A 16058-nucleotide genomic window follows, 5' to 3' on the forward strand; every position below is an offset into this window, starting at 1 on the left:
CGGAATCGCCGTCATTGGGCGCCTCCGGCGGGTGCGCGCTTGGGCGCCAGGATCAGGGTGCCGCGGCCGCCGCCGGCGACGCTCTTGCCGCTTTCGTCGTTGCGCACCGTGGCCACTTCCTTGCGGTTGTCGTAGGAAATGAAGGGGCCGGTGATCTGGTTGGTCATGCGCGCGCCTTCGAGTTCGCGCACGACGGCGTTGGAATACAGGCGCACCAGTTCCGACCGCTCGTCGTACTCGATGCGCTCGGCCTGGCCGTCGACCCACAGGTCGGGACCGCCGTCACGCTTCTGGCGGAAAGTGGCGACCTTGCCGCCGGCAGCGGTGAGGGTCACGCTCATATAGCCTTCCGGGCTTTCCTTGACCAGGGCGCGGTCGGACTTGAGCACCAGGGTGCCGCGGGTCAGCACCACGTTGCCGGTCAGGATGCGGGTGCCGGTCACCTCGTCGATGTCGAGCGAATCGAAGTTGATGACCGCTTCCTTGAGCGAATCGGCGCGTTCGGCGGCCGCGGTCAGCGACAGCAGGGAAAGGAAGGCGGCGACAAGTAGTTTTTTCATGGTTGGTGGATACGGGTCTCTGGTTGGCACGCGGCGTTTCTGGAGGATCAGCGCTGGCGTGGCGGATAGACGATCTGGCCGCGGCTGGACAGGTGCAGCTGCATGGTCGCATTGTTGGCGACCATGCCGGTGCCCTTGACGCTGGACGCGCCGAGCTGCATGTCGATCGGCAGATCGGTCTTCAGTATTTCTTCGTCCGGCAGCACGGTGAGCGCCTGGGTGCGCACGTGCAGCGATTCACTCTGCGCGGTCTTGGGGCGCTGCAGGTCGACGTCGCCGATCAGCTCGACCCGGTGCTCCTGGTGATGGATCTGCGCGTTCTTCGCGACCACCGTCATCGGCGGGCGGCCCGGCTCGACGCCGCGCAGCACCGGCGCCTCGACGTGCGACACGTCGCCGCGCGGAATATGCTCCAGGCGCTTGCCCGACACCAGGTAGCTCGGCTGGCCGTTCTCGGTCATGCGCACGAAGGAGAAGTTCTCGACGATGTAGTCCGGTTCGTCCGGCGGTCCGCCCAGCTGGGCGTCGATGTCGGACCCCTGCATCAGTTGCAGCAGCCAGAAGCTGCCGAAGGCGAAGAAGGTGCCGATGACGATCATCGCCAGGAGATTCCAGCGGTGGGCGGTGCGCTTGTTGACGACGACGGTAGCCATTTTTAAAGCCTCAGGCGAAGTACGGCGCGAGCGCCTGGTCGTAGGTGCCCTGGGCGCGCATCACGAGGTCGCACACCTCGCGCACCGCGCCGCGCCCGCCGGCGTTTTTCGTTACGTAGTGCGCGCGGTGCTGCACCTCCGGGTGGCCGGACGGCACCGCGACGGCGAAGCCGACGCGCGCGAACAGCGGCAAGTCGATCACGTCGTCGCCGATGTAGCCGCACTGCTCCGCCGTGAAGCCGGTGGCTTCCAACAGCTTGGCGAAGCCGATACGCTTGTCGTGGATGCCCTGGTGGACGTGCGAGATGCCGAGATCGGCCGCGCGCTTGACGACGATCGGCGACAGGCGCGCGCTGATGATCGCGGTCTGGACGCCGGTCTTGTTCAGCAGCTGGATGCCCAGGCCGTCGAGCACATTGAAGGTCTTGGTGACTTCGCCTTCCGGGCCGTAGGTCAGGCTGCCGTCGGTCAGCACGCCGTCGACGTCGAAGATCATGACCTTGACGCGCGCCGCGCGCTCCATATGGGCCAATGGGGTAATGGCCGGGATAAACGTGTCGCTCATCAGATCACCTTGGCGCGGGTCAGGTCGTGGATGTGCAGCGCGCCGACCAGGCGGTCGTCCTCGTCGACCACCAGCATCTGGTTGATGCGGAATTCTTCCATCACGGCGACGGCGTCGACCGCCAGTTGCTCGGGCCGCACGCGGCGCGGGTTGGCGTGCATCACGTCGCGGATCTGGACGTTCGAGAAGTCGTGCATGCGTTCGATCACGCGGCGCAAGTCGCCGTCGGTGAACACGCCGACCGGACGGCCTTCGGCGTCGACGATGGCGGTCATGCCGAGGCCCTTGCGGGTCACTTCGAGCAGCGCTTCGACCAGCGAGGTTTCGGGGCCCACGCTCGGCACCGCGTCGCCGCTGCGCATCACGTCGCGCACATGGGTCAGCAGGCGGCGGCCCAGCGCGCCGCCCGGATGCGACAGCGCGAAGTCTTGTTCACGAAAACCCCGCGCATCCAGCAGCGCCACGGCCAGCGCATCGCCCATGGCGAGGGTGACGGTGGTGCTGGTGGTCGGCGCCAGGTTGAGCGGGCAGGCTTCCTTGTCCACCGCGATGTTCAGGTGCACGTCGGCCAGCTTGGCCAGGCGCGAGGCTGGTTTACCGGTCATGGCGATCACGCGCGCGCCCAGGCGCTTCACGGCCGGCAGGATGTCGAGGATCTCGGACGATTCGCCCGAGTTGGAAATCGCGATCACCACGTCGTTCCTGGTGACCATGCCCAGGTCGCCGTGCGCGGCCTCGCCCGGGTGCATGAAGAAGGCCGGGGTGCCGGTGGACGCCAGGGTGGCGGCGATCTTGCGGCCGATGTGGCCCGACTTGCCCATCCCGGACACGACCACGCGGCCGTCGCAGCCCAGGATCAGCTGCGCGGCGTTCACGAAGCTGTCGTCGTCGCCCAGGCGCGCCTGCAGGGCGCGGATGGCGTCGGCTTCGATCGACAGCGTTTCGCGACCCAGTTCCAACACGCGCCGGGCCAGGGTCTCGTCAAAACTTTTCGGCATTATTTTTTCATCGGTTACACTCATTTTGGAAGTATAAACGAATTGGGAAAGCAAAAAACTTGCCAGTCGTAACAAACGATAACAAGCGCATGCCGCACCACACCTGGCTAGTGCCATAAGATCAACACTTTTGCTGTTTATCCCAGCATCGCATCAATGCATTCCGGTCTTGAACTCACCCTCCTCCTGCTGGGCTGCGCCGTCCTGGGCGTGGTGCTTTTTCGTAGCCTGCAACTGCCGCCGATGCTCGGCTACCTCGCCGTCGGCGTCCTGATCGGCCCCCACGCCCTGGCCCTGGCCGAGGACAGTCCCACCACCCATGCGCTGGGCGAGTTCGGGGTCGTGTTCCTGATGTTCTCGATCGGCCTGGAGTTCTCGCTTGGCCAACTGCGCTCGATGCGGCGCATCGTGTTCGGGCTGGGCCTGGCCCAGGTGGTGTCGACGATCGTGGCCGTCATGGGGATCGCCCTGCTGGCGGCCTGGCTCCTGCCCGGCATTGCGCTCGGCTGGCAGGCCGCCTTCTCGCTGGGCGGCGCGCTGGCGATGTCTTCGACCGCCATCGTCGTCAAGCTGCTCACCGAACGGCTGGAACTCGAGAGCGAGCATGGGCGGCGCAGCGTCGGCATCCTGCTGTTCCAGGACCTGGCGGTGGTGCCGCTGTTGATCATGATTCCGGCGCTGGCGCGCGATCCGGAAGACCTGGCGATCACGCTCGGGGTGGAAGCGGTCAAGGCGGCGCTGGTGCTGGCCCTGCTGCTGTTCTTCGGCCAGAAGCTGATGGGGCGCTGGTTCACGGTCGTCGCCAAGCGCCGCTCGCAAGAGCTGTTCATGCTCAACCTCCTGCTGGTGACCCTGGGCGCGGCCTGGATCACCGAGCAGGCCGGCCTGTCGCTGGCCTTGGGCGCTTTTGTCGCCGGCATGCTGATCTCGGAGACGCCCTATAAGCATCAGGTGGAAGAAGACATCAAGCCGTTCCGCGACGTGCTGCTCGGGCTGTTCTTCATCACGATCGGCATGCTGCTCGACCTGCGGATGGTGATCGAACACTGGTGGCTGGTGCTGCTCCTGCTGGCGCTGGTGGTGCTGCTCAAGTTCGGCCTGATCGCCCTGCTCGCGCGCGCCTTCGGGGCCGCGCCTGGCACGGCGATGCGCACCGGCCTGGCGCTGGCCCAGGCGGGGGAGTTCAGCTTCGTGCTGCTCAATCACGCCTCCGGCTCGAAGCTGGTCGACCCGTTCGTGATGCAGCTGGTGCTGGCCTCGATGGTGCTGTCAATGCTGCTCGCGCCCTTCGTCATCGCGAGCATGGACCGGATCGTGATGAAGCTCGCGGCCAACGAATGGATGACGCAGTCGCTGCAGCTGACCCAGCTCGCCACGCGCACCATGAAGACCCAGAACCACGTGATCATTGCCGGCTTCGGGCGCAATGGCCAGAGCCTGGCAGCCCTGCTCAAGGAAGAGGCGCTGCCCTGGCATGCGCTCGACCTGGACCCGGAGCGGGTGCAGGACGCGCAGGCCGCCGGCGCCACCGTCTCGTACGGCGACGCGACGCGGCGCGAGAGCCTGATGGCGGCCGGCATCGGCCGCGCCAGCGCCCTGGTGATCACCTTCGCCGACACCCGCTTCGCCATGAAGGTGCTGCACCTGGTGCACGAACTGGCGCCGGCGCTGCCGGTGATCGTGCGCAGCTACGACGACCGCGACACCGAGATGCTCAAGGCAGCCGGCGCCACCGAGGTGGTGCCGGAAGCGCTGGAGAGCAGCCTGATGCTGGCCTCGCACGCGCTGGTGACGCTGGGCGTGCCGCTGCGGCGCGTGGTGCACCGGGTGCAGGCGGCGCGCGACGACCGCTACGCAAGCCTGCGCGGCTACTTCCACGGCGCGAGCGACAGCGGCGCCGATCTCGAGCCGGGGCACGTGCGGCTGCATTCGGTGCGGCTGCATGCGCAGGCGGGCGCCGTGGGCAGGAGCTTGCTGGAGCTGCGGCTGGAGGACGTGGCGGCCGAGGTGACGGCGCTGCGGCGCGGCGGCGCGGATGTCGAGCCTCGCCCCGAGCTGGTGCTGGCCGCGGGCGACGTGGTGGTGTTGCGCGGGGATGGGGAGGCGATCAGCCGGGCCGAGGACCGGTTGCTATGACGCTCCTACGCGAAGGTGACGACCTTGTTGCGGCCGCCGGCCTTGGCCTGGTACAGCGCCGCATCGGCCGACGCCACCAGCTCTTGCGCGACGCCTTCGATGGCGTTGTCGCGCGCAATATCGGTCAACTGCGCGGACAACTGCGCTGACAACGCGGCGACGCCGATCGACACCGTCACGTCGACCCGCTCGCCCGAATTCAGGCTTACCGGGTCGGCGGCCACGCTGGCGCGGATGCGCTGCGCGACCATGCTCGCGCTTTCCAGGTCGGCGTCGATCAACAGCACCACGAATTCCTCGCCGCCGAAGCGCCCGAGCGCGTCCGACATGCGCAGCTCGGCCTTGATGCGGCCGCACACCTCGCGCAACACATCGTCCCCGCCCTGGTGGCCGACCGTGTCGTTGACGCGCTTGAAGTGGTCGATGTCGATGTACATGCAGGACAGGCGATAGCCCTGGCGCCGGGCGCGCGCGATCTCTTCGAGCAGGCGGCGGTCCATGTAGCGGCGGTTGTAGACGCCGGTGAGCGAATCGGTGAGGCCGATGTATTTCAGCATCTCGTTGCTGATCACGTTTTCGAGGCAGATCGCGATGATCGACCCCATGTGCTCGACGAAATCGGTGCCCAGGTTCGGCGTGAAGCGGGTCGGGTCGGTGCTGCCCAGGTTGAGGCTGCCGATCAGGCGCGTATTGCGCAGCAGCGGCACCAGGGCCACGCTCTGCAGCCCGGCGGGCGGATGCGGGAACATGGCGCAGTGCTGGCCCGGCGCATAGGCGCCGAGGATCGGACGCGGACGGCGCTCGGGCGACATGTCGAAGCCGAGTTCGACCGCATGCTCGCAGAACATCAGGTTGGGAAACCCCTCGAAATCGACGCCCAGGCGGTGCATGACGGTATAGATGTCGGCATCCGGGTCGACCAGCGACAGGGTGACGGTGTCCAGTTCGGAGATCACCGGCAGCGTGCGGAAGATCGTGCCGACCAGCTCCGGAAAGCTGCCGGCGCCAACGATCTGCAGGTCGAAGGCCTGGTGGCGGCACATGATTTCGTGGTTGCGTTCGGCCTGCTCGAGCAGGTACGCCATGCGCGCGCGCAGGGTCTCGTTTTCCGCCATCAGTTCTCGCGTCGACGCGCTCGGCTCATGCATGGAGCATTCCTTTCAGCAATAACCGTAACATTACGCCATCCAATCTTGCTTGGATATGAAAAACCGCTTGTCAATATCGTGCAAGATGTGGGAATAGGCGATTTTGCGACACTGTTGCGGTGTCGCCGGCGTTCGACCTGCCGTGGTGCTTAGAAAGCAAGCTCGGCGTTTAGTTCCTGGCCCACGCGCAAGGTGCGGCCAATGCCGTCCTGGACGATGACGTTCATGCCCATCGTGACGGCGCCGTCCATGCGGGCGTTGGCGCGGTAGGTTTGCAGGATGTCGAGGGGGTCGGGGCCGGGAATGCCGGTGGCCTGGTCGACCGACGGAATCGGGCAGCGGGCGCAGGGCTTGACCGGACGCAGGTTGATCTCGCCATCGCTGAAAGTCTCCACGAAGTCTTCTTCGAAGGCGTCGATGCCTTCCACGACCATGTTGGGGCGGAAGCGGTTCATCGGCAGCGCGGCGCGGCCGGCTTTCGCCAGCCTGGCGTTCAGGTCATCGAGCGAGGATTGGCCGATCAGCAGGATCGGGTAGCCGTCCGAGAAGCGGGCGGCGGCGGGCAGGCCGCCGGTCCATGGGCTGATCTTCGGACGCACGACGTCGGGACGGAAGCGCACCAGCCGGCACGGGGCGCCGACGGCGTCGGCGAACCAGGCGGCGGCATCGTCGCCGCAGTCGGCGGCCAGGACGTGGTCGTCCCAGATCAGCACTTCGATCTCCGGCGCCTCGAGGTCGTGCGCCAGCGGCAGGCGGATCGGCGACAGGCCGGGCGCCTCGACCACCAGCGCATCGCCCTCGACGCGCGGCGCGATGGTCGCCATGCGCGGATATTCGCGCTGGGTCAGGAACAGGCCTTCGCGCGTGACCACCATCCATTCGCGGTCGTGCACGCCGCTTGCCGACAGGCCGTCGAGGGCAAGCGTCGCCTCTGGCACGGACAGGCCGGCGCAGGACTTGATCGGATAAAGGAGGAGTTCGGTGACGGTGGCCATGCTGTGATCGGGATGGTAAGAAGCCAACAGTATGGCAGCAATCGGCGCCGCTGGCACGATCCCGAAGGGCGGATTCGATGGAATCCGCCCTTCCCTTGCGCTAGCCCTCGACCGTCTCGCGGCTGCGCTCCACCAGATACGTGGCCAGCAGGCCGGACGGCAGCGCTGTGCGGCCGGCATCGAACACCTTGCGGTTGCCGATGACGATGAAGCTGTCCCGGGCGCGCGACACCGCGACGTTCAGCATGTTCGGCTTCTGGTCGAAGAAGGCGCCGCCGCTGAAGTTGTCACCATAGGTCGGCGAGAACAGCACGATGGCGCGCTCGGCGCCCTGCAGCGCGTGCACGGTGCCGACCGTCAGGCGGCTGTCCTTGCGCAGCAGGTCCGGCATGTCGCGGCGCAGGCGCCGCTCGATGGCGCCCGCCTGGGCGGCGAACGGGGTCACGATGCCCACCAGCTGCCAGATCGGCGTCGGCTTGCCGGCGCCATCGAGGTAATGCCGTTCGATGTCGGCGCGGTGGGCCTTGACCCAGTCGACGACCGCGGCCGCCTCGAGCTCGTTGTAGCGGCTGCCGCCGCGCCGGGTGTCCCTGCCGCCCACGTGAATCAGCTCGAATGGCGGCAGGATCCGCGCTTCCGGCGGCAGCGACGCGCGTTTCGGTTCGAGGCGGCCGGCGTAGATCAGCCGGTTGCAGTAATCGATCAGCTCCGGCACAGAGCGGCGGTGTTCGGTCAGCATCAGGCCGCGCACGTCCTCGTACTGCTGGACCGTGCAGCTGCGGTTGGCGATGCGCATCAGGCTGCCGCTGGCCGATGTGTAGCCGCCCTGCTCCAGGCGCTCGTAGGCGGGGTCATGGAAGGCCGGCGCCAGGCCGAATTTGACGGCATTGGCGCGGTCGGTCGCTTCGCCGCTGTTCCAGACCGGCTCGATCTGGAAGGTGTCGCCGACCACCATCGCGCGGCGCGCCAGGGCGAACATCGGCGCGCCGATATCGGGCGAGACCTGCCCTGCCTCATCGACCACCAGCAGGTCGATCGTATTCCAGAACGGCATGTCTTCGCCTTCCCAGGCGGTGAAGAACGACGGCGCCATGTGGAAGTTCGACACCAGGCAGGGAGAGAGCTTGGCGAAGCGGCGGTACTTCGCTTCGAGCTTGCTGCGCCCCTTCGTATCCTTGATGCCGCTCCTGATGCGGTGCCGCACCTCCAGGATCCACTGGCCCGACCAGTACCAATCGGCGACGGCGAACATGCGCGCGCGTACCTTCTTGTCCAGGTGTTCGTTCAGGTTGACCAGGCTGGCGTCGAGCAGTTCCGGATCGTCGCCGGCCACGTCGCGCCAGGCGGCGAAGGCACTGGTGATGCGTGCGCGCTCCGTCTCGGCCCGCGCCATCTCCTGCTTGACGTCGTCTCCCTGACGCGCGAGCTCCCCTTTCAAGGCGAGCAGCTCGGCTACGGCATCGTTCTTGTGCTGCAGCGCTTCCTTCTTGAGCGTATGGAAATGCCCCGGCACGCCGTCGGCGCGGTGCTGGAGGTCGGCAGTCAGCGGATGCGCCATCAGCACCTGGCGGTCGCGCGCCATGCGGCGCCGGCGCACGGCCGGCACGAAACTGAAGAGGTCGAGCCAGATCGAGGCGTCTGCCAGGTAGGCCGCCCATGCCTTCTCGGCCTGCATGATGTCGTCGCGGCGCGCCTCGTAGGCGCGCAAGGCGGCGTCGGCGGCCTGTTCGCTTTCGTCCAGGCGCGCGCGCACTTGCGCCAGCTGTTCACGGCAACGCGTGAGTTCCTCGTTCAAGGTCGCCAGCAAGGCGCGGTACGAGGCAACGGCGCCGTCGTCGACGTCCTGGCCGAGCGCATGGAACAGGGTATGGCGCGCCGCCACCAGCGTGTCGAGGCGGGCGGCAAGCTCCTTCAGTTCGGCGTGCAGGTCGTGGACCACGGTGCCAACGCCATCGCCGCGCCGTCTGAAGTGCATCGCCGCGCAGTCGAGGTAATGGCGCTCCGCCGCCGCCAGCATTTCCGGCGTCTCGAACTCCTCGAAGGGGTGGCTCTTGCCGGTGCAGACCGGATGCTGGGTCTGGCGCGATTCGGACGCCAGGAACAGCCCGAAGCCGCGCCCGTAGGGATGCCAGCGCCGGTGCCCGGTCTCGGCCGAGATTTTCGCGAAGCTGTCGAGCACGTTCTCGACCGCCTTCACATTGGTCGAGGCGACCACGATCAGCGGACAATCGCCGCCGGCCAGGGCCGCATCGACCCAGAGCTGGGCGACCACGCTTTGCAGCAAGGTGGTCTTGCCGGTGCCGGGCGGACCGTTCACCGCCAGGACCTGCCCCTCGCCCAGGCGCTGCAGCTCGACCATCGCCGTGCGCTGGGACGGCGACAAGTGGTGAAGCGGATGCATGTGGCCGACCGTCTGGCCGTCATACGGCGCGGCCTGCTGCAGCGGCAACGGTGCGCGCGCCGGCCGGTCGGCAATGGTGCGCAAGGTGTCGAGCAGCGGCGTGGGCGGCCCCTCGGCGATGATGCGGTCATACAGCTTCAGGAGATGCCGCGCGACGATCGGCGGTTCGTAGGGCATGCCGTGCCAGCCCGACACCAGGCGGTGCTCGTCCAGCGCGAAATCCGGCAGCCGCTGGCCTGACTCGGCCGGCGCCATTGCAGAAAGCCCGGGCAGCCCGGCGCCGGTCACGGCTTCGAACAGGCGCGCCGCCACGTGGAAGGTATCGCCCATGCCGGTGGCTTGTTCCGGCAGCGCGCCGATGAATGCGTCGACGCTGGCCAGCGCGCCGACCGACGTGCGCTGCAGGGTCGGCTCCAGCAGCTCGCGCGGAATCCACGGCATGCGCTCGGGATCGGGCGACAACACGCCCTGACGGTCCAGCAGGCAGGGGATGCACAGCACCGAAGCGCCCTTGTGCAACTCGGCGCCGTCCTGCTTGGCGCCATGGCTCGCTTCCAGCGCCAGCCGGGCCGGAATCAGCACGAAGGGGATGCGGCCGGCACGTTCCAGCTTGCTGGCATTGAACTGTGCCTCGATCCAGCTCGCCAGGTCGGGCGCGGCTTGCGCGACCCGCCACGCGCCGTCGTTTTCCGCGAGCGCGATCGGTTTGCTGTCGGGCGCCACCTCGGGATGCAGCAGGCTGACTTCGGCCAGCGCGGCGCGCCAGTACGGCACCGGCAGCAAGCGGTTCTGGACTGTATCGTTCATGTTTTCCTGTAGCTCAACCGTATCCAGACGGCATGCCTTATTGTTTTTGTATAAGCCAAAAGCAACAAGCCCTTCGGAAGGAAGGGCTTGCGTTGGGGTGGGCGCAGCGCGCCCCCGGTGGATCAGACGTTGAACAGGAAGTTCAGCACGTCGCCATCCTTGACGATGTATTCCTTGCCTTCGGCGCGCATCTTGCCCGCTTCCTTGGCGCCCGACTCGCCCTTGTAGGTCAGGAAGTCATCATACGAAATGGTCTGCGCGCGAATGAAGCCGCGCTCGAAGTCGGTGTGGATCACGCCCGCGGCCTGCGGCGCGGTGGCGCCGATCGGCACGGTCCAGGCGCGCACTTCCTTCACGCCGGCGGTGAAGTAGGTCTGCAGGCCCAGCAGCTTGAATGCGGCGCGGATCAGGCGATCCAGGCCCGGCTCGTCCATGCCCATGTCGTTCAGGAAGTCGACCTTGTCGGCATCGTCCATCTCGGCGATTTCGGACTCGATCGCGGCGCAAATGGCGACGATCGGGGCGTTCTGCTTGTTGGCGAACTCAGTCAGCTGGTCCAGCAGCGGGTTGTTGGTGAAACCGGTGTCCGACACGTTGGCCACGAACATCGCCGGCTTGGCGGTGATCAGGTGCAGCGGATAGATGATCGCCATCTCTTCCTTGTCCAGGCCCATGGTGCGCACCGGCTGGCCTTCGTTCAGGTGCGGCATCAGGCGCTCCAGCAGCGCGACCAGCTTGGCCGCGTCCTTGTCGCCCGAGCGCGCCTTCTTCTGCTCGCGGTGGATGGCTTTCTCGACGGTGCCCATGTCGGCCAGCGCCAGTTCGGTCTGGATGACTTCGATGTCGTCGATCGGGCTGACCTTGCCGGCCACGTGGATCACGTTCGGGTCTTCGAAGCAGCGCACCACGTTGACGATGGCGTCGGTTTCGCGGATGTGCGACAGGAACTGGTTGCCCAGGCCCTCGCCCTTCGACGCGCCGGCCACCAGGCCCGCGATGTCGACGAATTCGACGATGGCCTTGACCACGCGCTCCGGCTTGACGATGGCGGAGAGCGCGTCGATGCGCGGATCCGGCACCTCGACCACGCCCACGTTCGGCTCGATGGTGCAGAACGGGTAGTTTTCAGCCGGGATGCCGGCCTTGGTCAGTGCGTTGAACAGGGTGGATTTGCCAACGTTGGGCAGGCCGACGATGCCGCATTTGAGGGTCATGGGAACTCTTTCTGATTCGGTAAACGCGAGCGATCGGTAAACCGCTCCAAACCGTGCATTGTAACCCGGACAGGCCAGGCTGCCGCAAAAAACGGCGCATTGCGTGCCCGCTGCAACGGTCGGGTTTCTACTGTGACAAGCTAGATCGGCTTGATGCGGCCCAGGTCCGGCCGCAGCGCGAATTCGGCCAACTCGTCTCGCAGCCGCTCCCCTTCCCCGATCGCCCGCTTCCAGGTCCGCACGCGCTCGTCGTGATTCAAACCGTAGAACTTGAAGTCGGCGCGGTCCGGCAGTTTTGCGCGCGGCAGCGTGCGCAGGAATTCCTGCGACGGCGCCACCAGCAGCACGTTGTCGAGCCAGCCGCGATTGGCGCCGCGCGCCGCCCTCCTCCACGGGAATCCCTTATCCAGCCAGCCCGGCACGATGTGCTCGGTGAAATGCGGGTACAGCACCAGCTCGCCCTTCGCCCGCGAATACGGCAGCGCCAGGTGATAGTCGATGATGCCGCCGTCCCAGTAACTGCCGGCGGGCGCCTCGGCGATGCCGGTCACCGCCTTCATCAGCAGGGGCAGCGTGCCCGAAGCCAGCAGTCCGGGCGCCAGATTGTCGCGTGTGAGCGTCGAGAAATGCGTGTTGAAACTGTCGAAGCGCTCGCGCAGCCATGGCGCCTGGCTGCGTGCATGGCCAATCACGACCCGCTCCATCAGGCGCCCGAGCCAGGCGCGCGAGCCGGCGTTGTGCAGCGCCGCCGACAGGAAGCCGCGCATCTCGGCGTAGCGGTGCGCGGGCGACGCCAGCGAACGCAGTCCGCGCACGGTCAGGAGGTGCAGCCGGTAATGCTCGTGGTTGACGATGTCGTCTTCATGCCCGCGCACCAGTTCGCCCAGCAAGGCCTGCACGACCGCGTCGATGTCCTGCGGCGTAGGTTTCAAGCTCGTGTAGCGCTGGCCCGCATACAGCTCGCCCAGCAGGGCGAGGGCCTTGACCGGATCCTTCTGGCAGGCGGCGGCCATGCGCCAGGCGCCGATCGAAGCGCCGATCAGCGTGCGTTCGCGCGGGGCCGAAGGGAACCATTCGCCGAACATCCACTGGTCCAGCGACTGGAAGATCAGCCCCTTCGGGCCGCCCGCCGCGGCCGGCACGATGGCCACGTCCCGGGCCCGCAAGCCGTGTTCCGCAATCTGGGCCATGGCCACTGGCCCGGCATGAAAAGTGAGCGACTTCATGCCGGAATTATCGCAGGAAGCATGCCCTTGCGCCCGATCAATCCTGCCACCGTACCGCTGCGTAACATGGGCCGGTCGCGTGTCCGGAGAGTGTCATGCATCTGCGCTTCGTCGTCATGCTGTGTCTGCTTCTGTGTCCATTGCTGTGCCTGCCTGCGTCGGCAAGCGCGCTCGAGGCCGACAGCGGCACCGACCGCTCGGTGGTGGTGGACCGCCACGTCCAGCATTTCGTGGTCGAGACGGGCGGCGGCTACACGCTCACGGTCGAGCAGGCCAAGACCATCGTCAACCGCGCGGCGCTGCACGAACACGCCCAGTTCTATATCGGCTACAACCAGTCGCTCGACGAAGTCGTCTCCGTCGAGGCGCATACTCAGAAGGCCGACGGCCGGCGCCTGGCGGTGCAGCCGCACCAGATCCGCGACCAGCAAGAAGCCGCCTCGCTCGACGCCCCGATGTTCCAGGACACGCGGCTCAAGATCGTCGTCTTCCCCGATGTCGAAGCGGGCGACAGGGTCGCGGTGCGCTACGTCGTGCGGCGCCATACGCCGCTGTTTCCCGGCCACTTCGAAGACCTGACCTCGGCGCGCTTCCAGCGCCAGCGCGACTTCCGCCTGGTCTACGACATGCCGGCCTCGATGCCCCTGCACGCCGATGCGGTCGGCTTCGAGGCGAGCGCCGCCACGAACATGCCCGCGCCCGCGCCCGGCAAGCGCCGCTACGCCTGGCGCTACGTCGACGGCGACAATGCGCGGCTGGAGGCCGATTCCGTCAGCTATCTCGACTACGGCAAGCGGCTCGCGGTCTCGACCTTCGCCGACTACACCGCCTTTGCGCGCGCCTACCAGGAGCGCGCCGCCGGCAAGGCGCTGCCCGACGACACGGTGGCGGCGCTGGCGGCCAGCATCACGGGCGCCACCCTCGACCGCCGCGCCCGCGCGATCGCCCTCTCCGACTGGGTGCGGAAGAACGTGCGCTACGTCGGCGTCTATCTCGGCCCCGGCGGCGTGGTGCCGCATGCGGCATCGAGCGTGCTGGCCAACCGCTATGGCGACTGCAAGGACCACGCGACCCTGCTCGAGGCGCTGCTGGCCAGCTCCGGCATCGACAGCACGGTGGCGCTGGTCAATAACGGCGACGCCTATCGCCTGCCCGACGTGCCGACGCTCGGCGTGCTCAATCATGCGATCGTCTACATCCCCTCGCTGCAGCTGTATCTCGACCCGACCGCCGAATCGGTGGCGGGCGGCTTCCTGCCCGCGGCGCTGCTCGGCAAGCCGGCGGTGCTGGCGCGCTCGGGAGAGTTCGCGATGATCCCCTTCTTCCAGCAGGCGCGCAGCCGCACGTTTACCCAGTTCGACATCCAGCCCGACGGCGGCAGCCGCTTCAAGGTCACGCGCACCAGCAGCGGCGCCCAGGCCGAGCCCTACCGGCGCGTGGTGCGCGCCACGCCGGCGGCCGAGCGCGACCGCTTCGTCGAACGCATGCTGCAAGGGCTGGGACAACAGGGCGGCGGCGTGCTGGAGCCGGGCGATACCGAAGGCGTGGCCGACGACTATACCCTGTCGCTGCGCGGCGCCAGCAGGGGCTTCACGCAACTGCCGGGGCCGACAGGGCTGGCCACCACCTACAACTTCTGGGGAGGATTGGGCGACGCCGTGTTCGCGTTCACGCAGGAACCCGAGCGGCGCCAGGAGTTCGTCTGTCCGGCGATCGATGCCGAGGATGAACTACGCTTCCACTTGCCGAAGCGTGCGCAGGTGCTGGCCCTGCCGCGCGCCGTCAAGGTGATCGATGCCAACTTCGCCTACCGCTCGCACTACCAGCGGCGCGGCGCGCTGGTGACGGTCAAGCGCCAGCTCAAGTTCAGGCACACGGCGGCCACCTGCTCGCCCGACGACTACCGGCGCATGCGGCCGGCGCTCGAGCGCATGCTGCGCGACCTGCGCTCGCAGGTCGTGGTGCGGGGCGGATGAGCCGGAAGCGAAGAGCGCGGCGTCAGGCCGTATGCAGCTGCATCGTCGCCACGTCGAGCTTGCCTTCGCAGGCGAGCGGGATGATGCGCAGGCTCTTGTCGATCGATTCCTCGATCAGGCTTTGTTCTTCTTTGCGCGGGCGATGCAGCACGAAGTCGGCCACGCCCTGTTGCAGGTTGAGGCTGCGCGGGTGGCCGATGCCGAGGCGCAGGCGCCAGTATTCCTGGGTGCCGAGGGCCGCGGTGATGTCTTTCAGGCCATTGTGGCCGCCCGAGGAGCCGCCTTTCTTGAGCTTGGCGACGCCGGGCATCAGGTCCAGCTCGTCGTGCACGACCAGGACTTCGTCCGGATTGATTTTATAGAAGCGCGCCAGCGCGCCGACCGACTGGCCCGAACGGTTCATGAAGGTCTGCGGCTCGAGCAGCCAGACGTCGTTGCCCGAGATCGAGGTCTTGGCCACCAGGGCGTTGAAGCGCGCTTCGCGCTGCAGGCGGCAACCCGGCAGGCTGTTGGCCAGGTTGTCGACCAGCCAGAAGCCGGCATTGTGGCGGGTTTGTTCGTATTCCGGGCCAGGGTTGCCGAGGCCGACGATCAGACGGATGGACATGCGTGGTGTTCTTTGGAGAAAACGCGATTATCGCTCAAACGGGCCGTCCGGCGTACACAACGATGCTCGATGTGGGCCGCGGCGATGGCGAAAAACAAAAACCCGCCGGGCAAGCCGCGGCGGGTTTTTATCGATGCGCCGCCGAAGCGGCGCGATCAGCCGATATTACTCAGCAGCGGTTTCAGCAGTCGCTGCGCCGCGTGGGATCGAGGTGGTGACGATGGTCAGGTTCTGGCCGTGGGTCAGCGCGGTCACGCCTTCTGGCAGGACCAGGTCGCCGGTGTGGATCGACTGGCCGGCTTCCAGCTTCGACAGGTCGACTTCGATGAACTCTGGCAGTTGGCCTGGCAGGCAGGACACTTCGACTTCGTTCAGCACGTGCGACACGATGGCGCCGCTCAGCTTGACTGCTGGCGAGATCTCGGCGTTCACGAAGTGCAGGGTGACCTTGGTGTGGATCGGCTTCGAGGTGTCGACGCGCTGGAAGTCAGCGTGCAGGACCAGTTGCTTGTATGCGTGCATCTGGAAGTCACGCAGCAGCACTTGCTGGGTCTTGCCGTCGATTTCCAGGTCCAGCACGGAACCGTGGAATGCTTCTTTCTTGAGCGCGTGGTACAACGCGTTGCCGTCCAGGGCGATCAGCGCCGGGGCTTCGGTGCCACCGTAGATGATGCCTGGGGTCTGGCCAGCGTTGCGCAGGCGGCGGCTCGCTCCGGTCCCCTGCTGAGTGCGGTTGAATGCGACTACTTTCATGTGAAACTCCAAAAATAAA

The 16058-nt window shown here is 66.9% G+C and carries 13 protein-coding genes; 2 read left to right on the plus strand and 11 right to left on the minus strand.

The features are described from left to right. Positions 1–11: 11 nt before the first annotated feature. From lptA to HMPREF9710_RS01745, 4 genes are read right to left on the minus strand one after another with little or no spacing between them, the layout of a single operon-like run. Positions 12–560, minus strand: a complete 549-nt coding sequence (lptA, locus tag HMPREF9710_RS01730) for a lipopolysaccharide transport periplasmic protein LptA (RefSeq protein ID WP_005663321.1) — start codon at positions 558–560, stop codon at positions 12–14. 47 nt (positions 561–607) lie between these two features. Beyond that, positions 608–1213 (minus strand): LPS export ABC transporter periplasmic protein LptC, encoded by a 606-nt coding sequence (gene lptC / locus HMPREF9710_RS01735; RefSeq protein WP_005663322.1) that lies wholly within the window; start codon positions 1211–1213, stop codon positions 608–610. Positions 1214–1223: 10 nt separating this feature from the next. After that, positions 1224–1778, minus strand: a complete 555-nt coding sequence (locus tag HMPREF9710_RS01740; protein WP_005663324.1) for a KdsC family phosphatase — start codon at positions 1776–1778, stop codon at positions 1224–1226. Further along, positions 1778–2776, minus strand: a complete 999-nt coding sequence (locus HMPREF9710_RS01745) for a KpsF/GutQ family sugar-phosphate isomerase (RefSeq protein ID WP_005663326.1) — start codon at positions 2774–2776, stop codon at positions 1778–1780. The genes HMPREF9710_RS01740 and HMPREF9710_RS01745 overlap by 1 nt, the downstream gene beginning before the upstream one ends. A 156-nt stretch (positions 2777–2932) precedes the next feature. Between HMPREF9710_RS01745 and HMPREF9710_RS01750 the strand changes: the two genes are divergently transcribed. Further along, complete coding sequence (locus tag HMPREF9710_RS01750; protein ID WP_005663328.1) at positions 2933–4912, plus strand: monovalent cation:proton antiporter family protein; 1980 nt, start codon at positions 2933–2935, stop codon at positions 4910–4912. 5 nt (positions 4913–4917) lie between these two features. Here HMPREF9710_RS01750 and HMPREF9710_RS01755 read toward each other — a convergent pair whose 3' ends face one another. From HMPREF9710_RS01755 to HMPREF9710_RS01775, 5 genes are all read right to left on the minus strand, one after another. Further along, positions 4918–6060, minus strand: a complete 1143-nt coding sequence (locus HMPREF9710_RS01755; RefSeq protein WP_005663330.1) for a GGDEF domain-containing protein — start codon at positions 6058–6060, stop codon at positions 4918–4920. 149 nt (positions 6061–6209) lie between these two features. Next, positions 6210–7055 carry an MOSC domain-containing protein gene (locus tag HMPREF9710_RS01760; protein WP_005663332.1) on the minus strand — a complete coding sequence of 282 codons (846 nt, stop codon included), beginning with the start codon at positions 7053–7055 and terminating at the stop codon, positions 6210–6212. 100 nt (positions 7056–7155) lie between these two features. Next, a complete protein-coding gene (locus HMPREF9710_RS01765; protein WP_005663335.1) occupies positions 7156–10263 on the minus strand; it encodes a DEAD/DEAH box helicase in 3108 nt (1035 codons plus the stop codon). A gap of 122 nt (positions 10264–10385) precedes the next feature. Then, positions 10386–11477, minus strand: coding sequence for a redox-regulated ATPase YchF (gene ychF, locus HMPREF9710_RS01770; RefSeq protein ID WP_005663337.1), 1092 nt, complete (start codon positions 11475–11477; stop codon positions 10386–10388). Between the two features lie 140 nt (positions 11478–11617). Next, positions 11618–12667 carry a hypothetical protein gene (locus tag HMPREF9710_RS01775; protein WP_005663338.1) on the minus strand — a complete coding sequence of 350 codons (1050 nt, stop codon included), beginning with the start codon at positions 12665–12667 and terminating at the stop codon, positions 11618–11620. Between the two features lie 131 nt (positions 12668–12798). On the opposite strand from HMPREF9710_RS01775, the gene HMPREF9710_RS01780 reads away from it, so the two are divergent. Next, positions 12799–14679 carry a DUF3857 domain-containing transglutaminase family protein gene (locus HMPREF9710_RS01780; RefSeq protein ID WP_005663339.1) on the plus strand — a complete coding sequence of 627 codons (1881 nt, stop codon included), beginning with the start codon at positions 12799–12801 and terminating at the stop codon, positions 14677–14679. Positions 14680–14701: 22 nt separating this feature from the next. Here HMPREF9710_RS01780 and pth read toward each other — a convergent pair whose 3' ends face one another. Beyond that, on the minus strand, positions 14702–15286 hold the full coding sequence (pth, locus tag HMPREF9710_RS01785; RefSeq protein ID WP_005663340.1) for an aminoacyl-tRNA hydrolase: 585 nt from the start codon (positions 15284–15286) through the stop codon (positions 14702–14704). Positions 15287–15451: 165 nt separating this feature from the next. Beyond that, the gene (locus tag HMPREF9710_RS01790; RefSeq protein ID WP_005663341.1) at positions 15452–16039 is read right to left on the minus strand and encodes a 50S ribosomal protein L25/general stress protein Ctc; all 588 of its coding nucleotides are present in this window, start codon (positions 16037–16039) and stop codon (positions 15452–15454) included. Between the last annotated feature and the right edge of the window lie 19 nt (positions 16040–16058).

The organism is Massilia timonae CCUG 45783, assembly GCF_000315425.1.
GTDB classification, from domain to species: Bacteria; Pseudomonadota; Gammaproteobacteria; order Burkholderiales; family Burkholderiaceae_D; genus Telluria; species Telluria timonae.

Excerpts from the sequence above, each read along its gene's own strand:
- HMPREF9710_RS01750 (WP_005663328.1), top strand. The coding sequence starts at position 2,933 with ATGCATTCCGGTCTTGAACTCACCCTCCTCCTGCTGGGCTGCGCCGTC.
- HMPREF9710_RS01765 (WP_005663335.1), bottom strand. The coding sequence starts at position 10,263 with ATGAACGATACAGTCCAGAACCGCTTGCTGCCGGTGCCGTACTGGCGC.
- HMPREF9710_RS01760 (WP_005663332.1), bottom strand. The coding sequence starts at position 7,055 with ATGGCCACCGTCACCGAACTCCTCCTTTATCCGATCAAGTCCTGCGCC.
- HMPREF9710_RS01755 (WP_005663330.1), bottom strand. The coding sequence starts at position 6,060 with ATGCATGAGCCGAGCGCGTCGACGCGAGAACTGATGGCGGAAAACGAG.
- HMPREF9710_RS01740 (WP_005663324.1), bottom strand. The coding sequence starts at position 1,778 with ATGAGCGACACGTTTATCCCGGCCATTACCCCATTGGCCCATATGGAG.
- pth (WP_005663340.1), bottom strand. The coding sequence starts at position 15,286 with ATGTCCATCCGTCTGATCGTCGGCCTCGGCAACCCTGGCCCGGAATAC.
- HMPREF9710_RS01780 (WP_005663339.1), top strand. The coding sequence starts at position 12,799 with ATGCATCTGCGCTTCGTCGTCATGCTGTGTCTGCTTCTGTGTCCATTG.
- lptC (WP_005663322.1), bottom strand. The coding sequence starts at position 1,213 with ATGGCTACCGTCGTCGTCAACAAGCGCACCGCCCACCGCTGGAATCTC.
- lptA (WP_005663321.1), bottom strand. The coding sequence starts at position 560 with ATGAAAAAACTACTTGTCGCCGCCTTCCTTTCCCTGCTGTCGCTGACC.
- HMPREF9710_RS01775 (WP_005663338.1), bottom strand. The coding sequence starts at position 12,667 with ATGGCCCAGATTGCGGAACACGGCTTGCGGGCCCGGGACGTGGCCATC.
- HMPREF9710_RS01745 (WP_005663326.1), bottom strand. The coding sequence starts at position 2,776 with ATGCCGAAAAGTTTTGACGAGACCCTGGCCCGGCGCGTGTTGGAACTG.
- ychF (WP_005663337.1), bottom strand. The coding sequence starts at position 11,477 with ATGACCCTCAAATGCGGCATCGTCGGCCTGCCCAACGTTGGCAAATCC.
- HMPREF9710_RS01790 (WP_005663341.1), bottom strand. The coding sequence starts at position 16,039 with ATGAAAGTAGTCGCATTCAACCGCACTCAGCAGGGGACCGGAGCGAGC.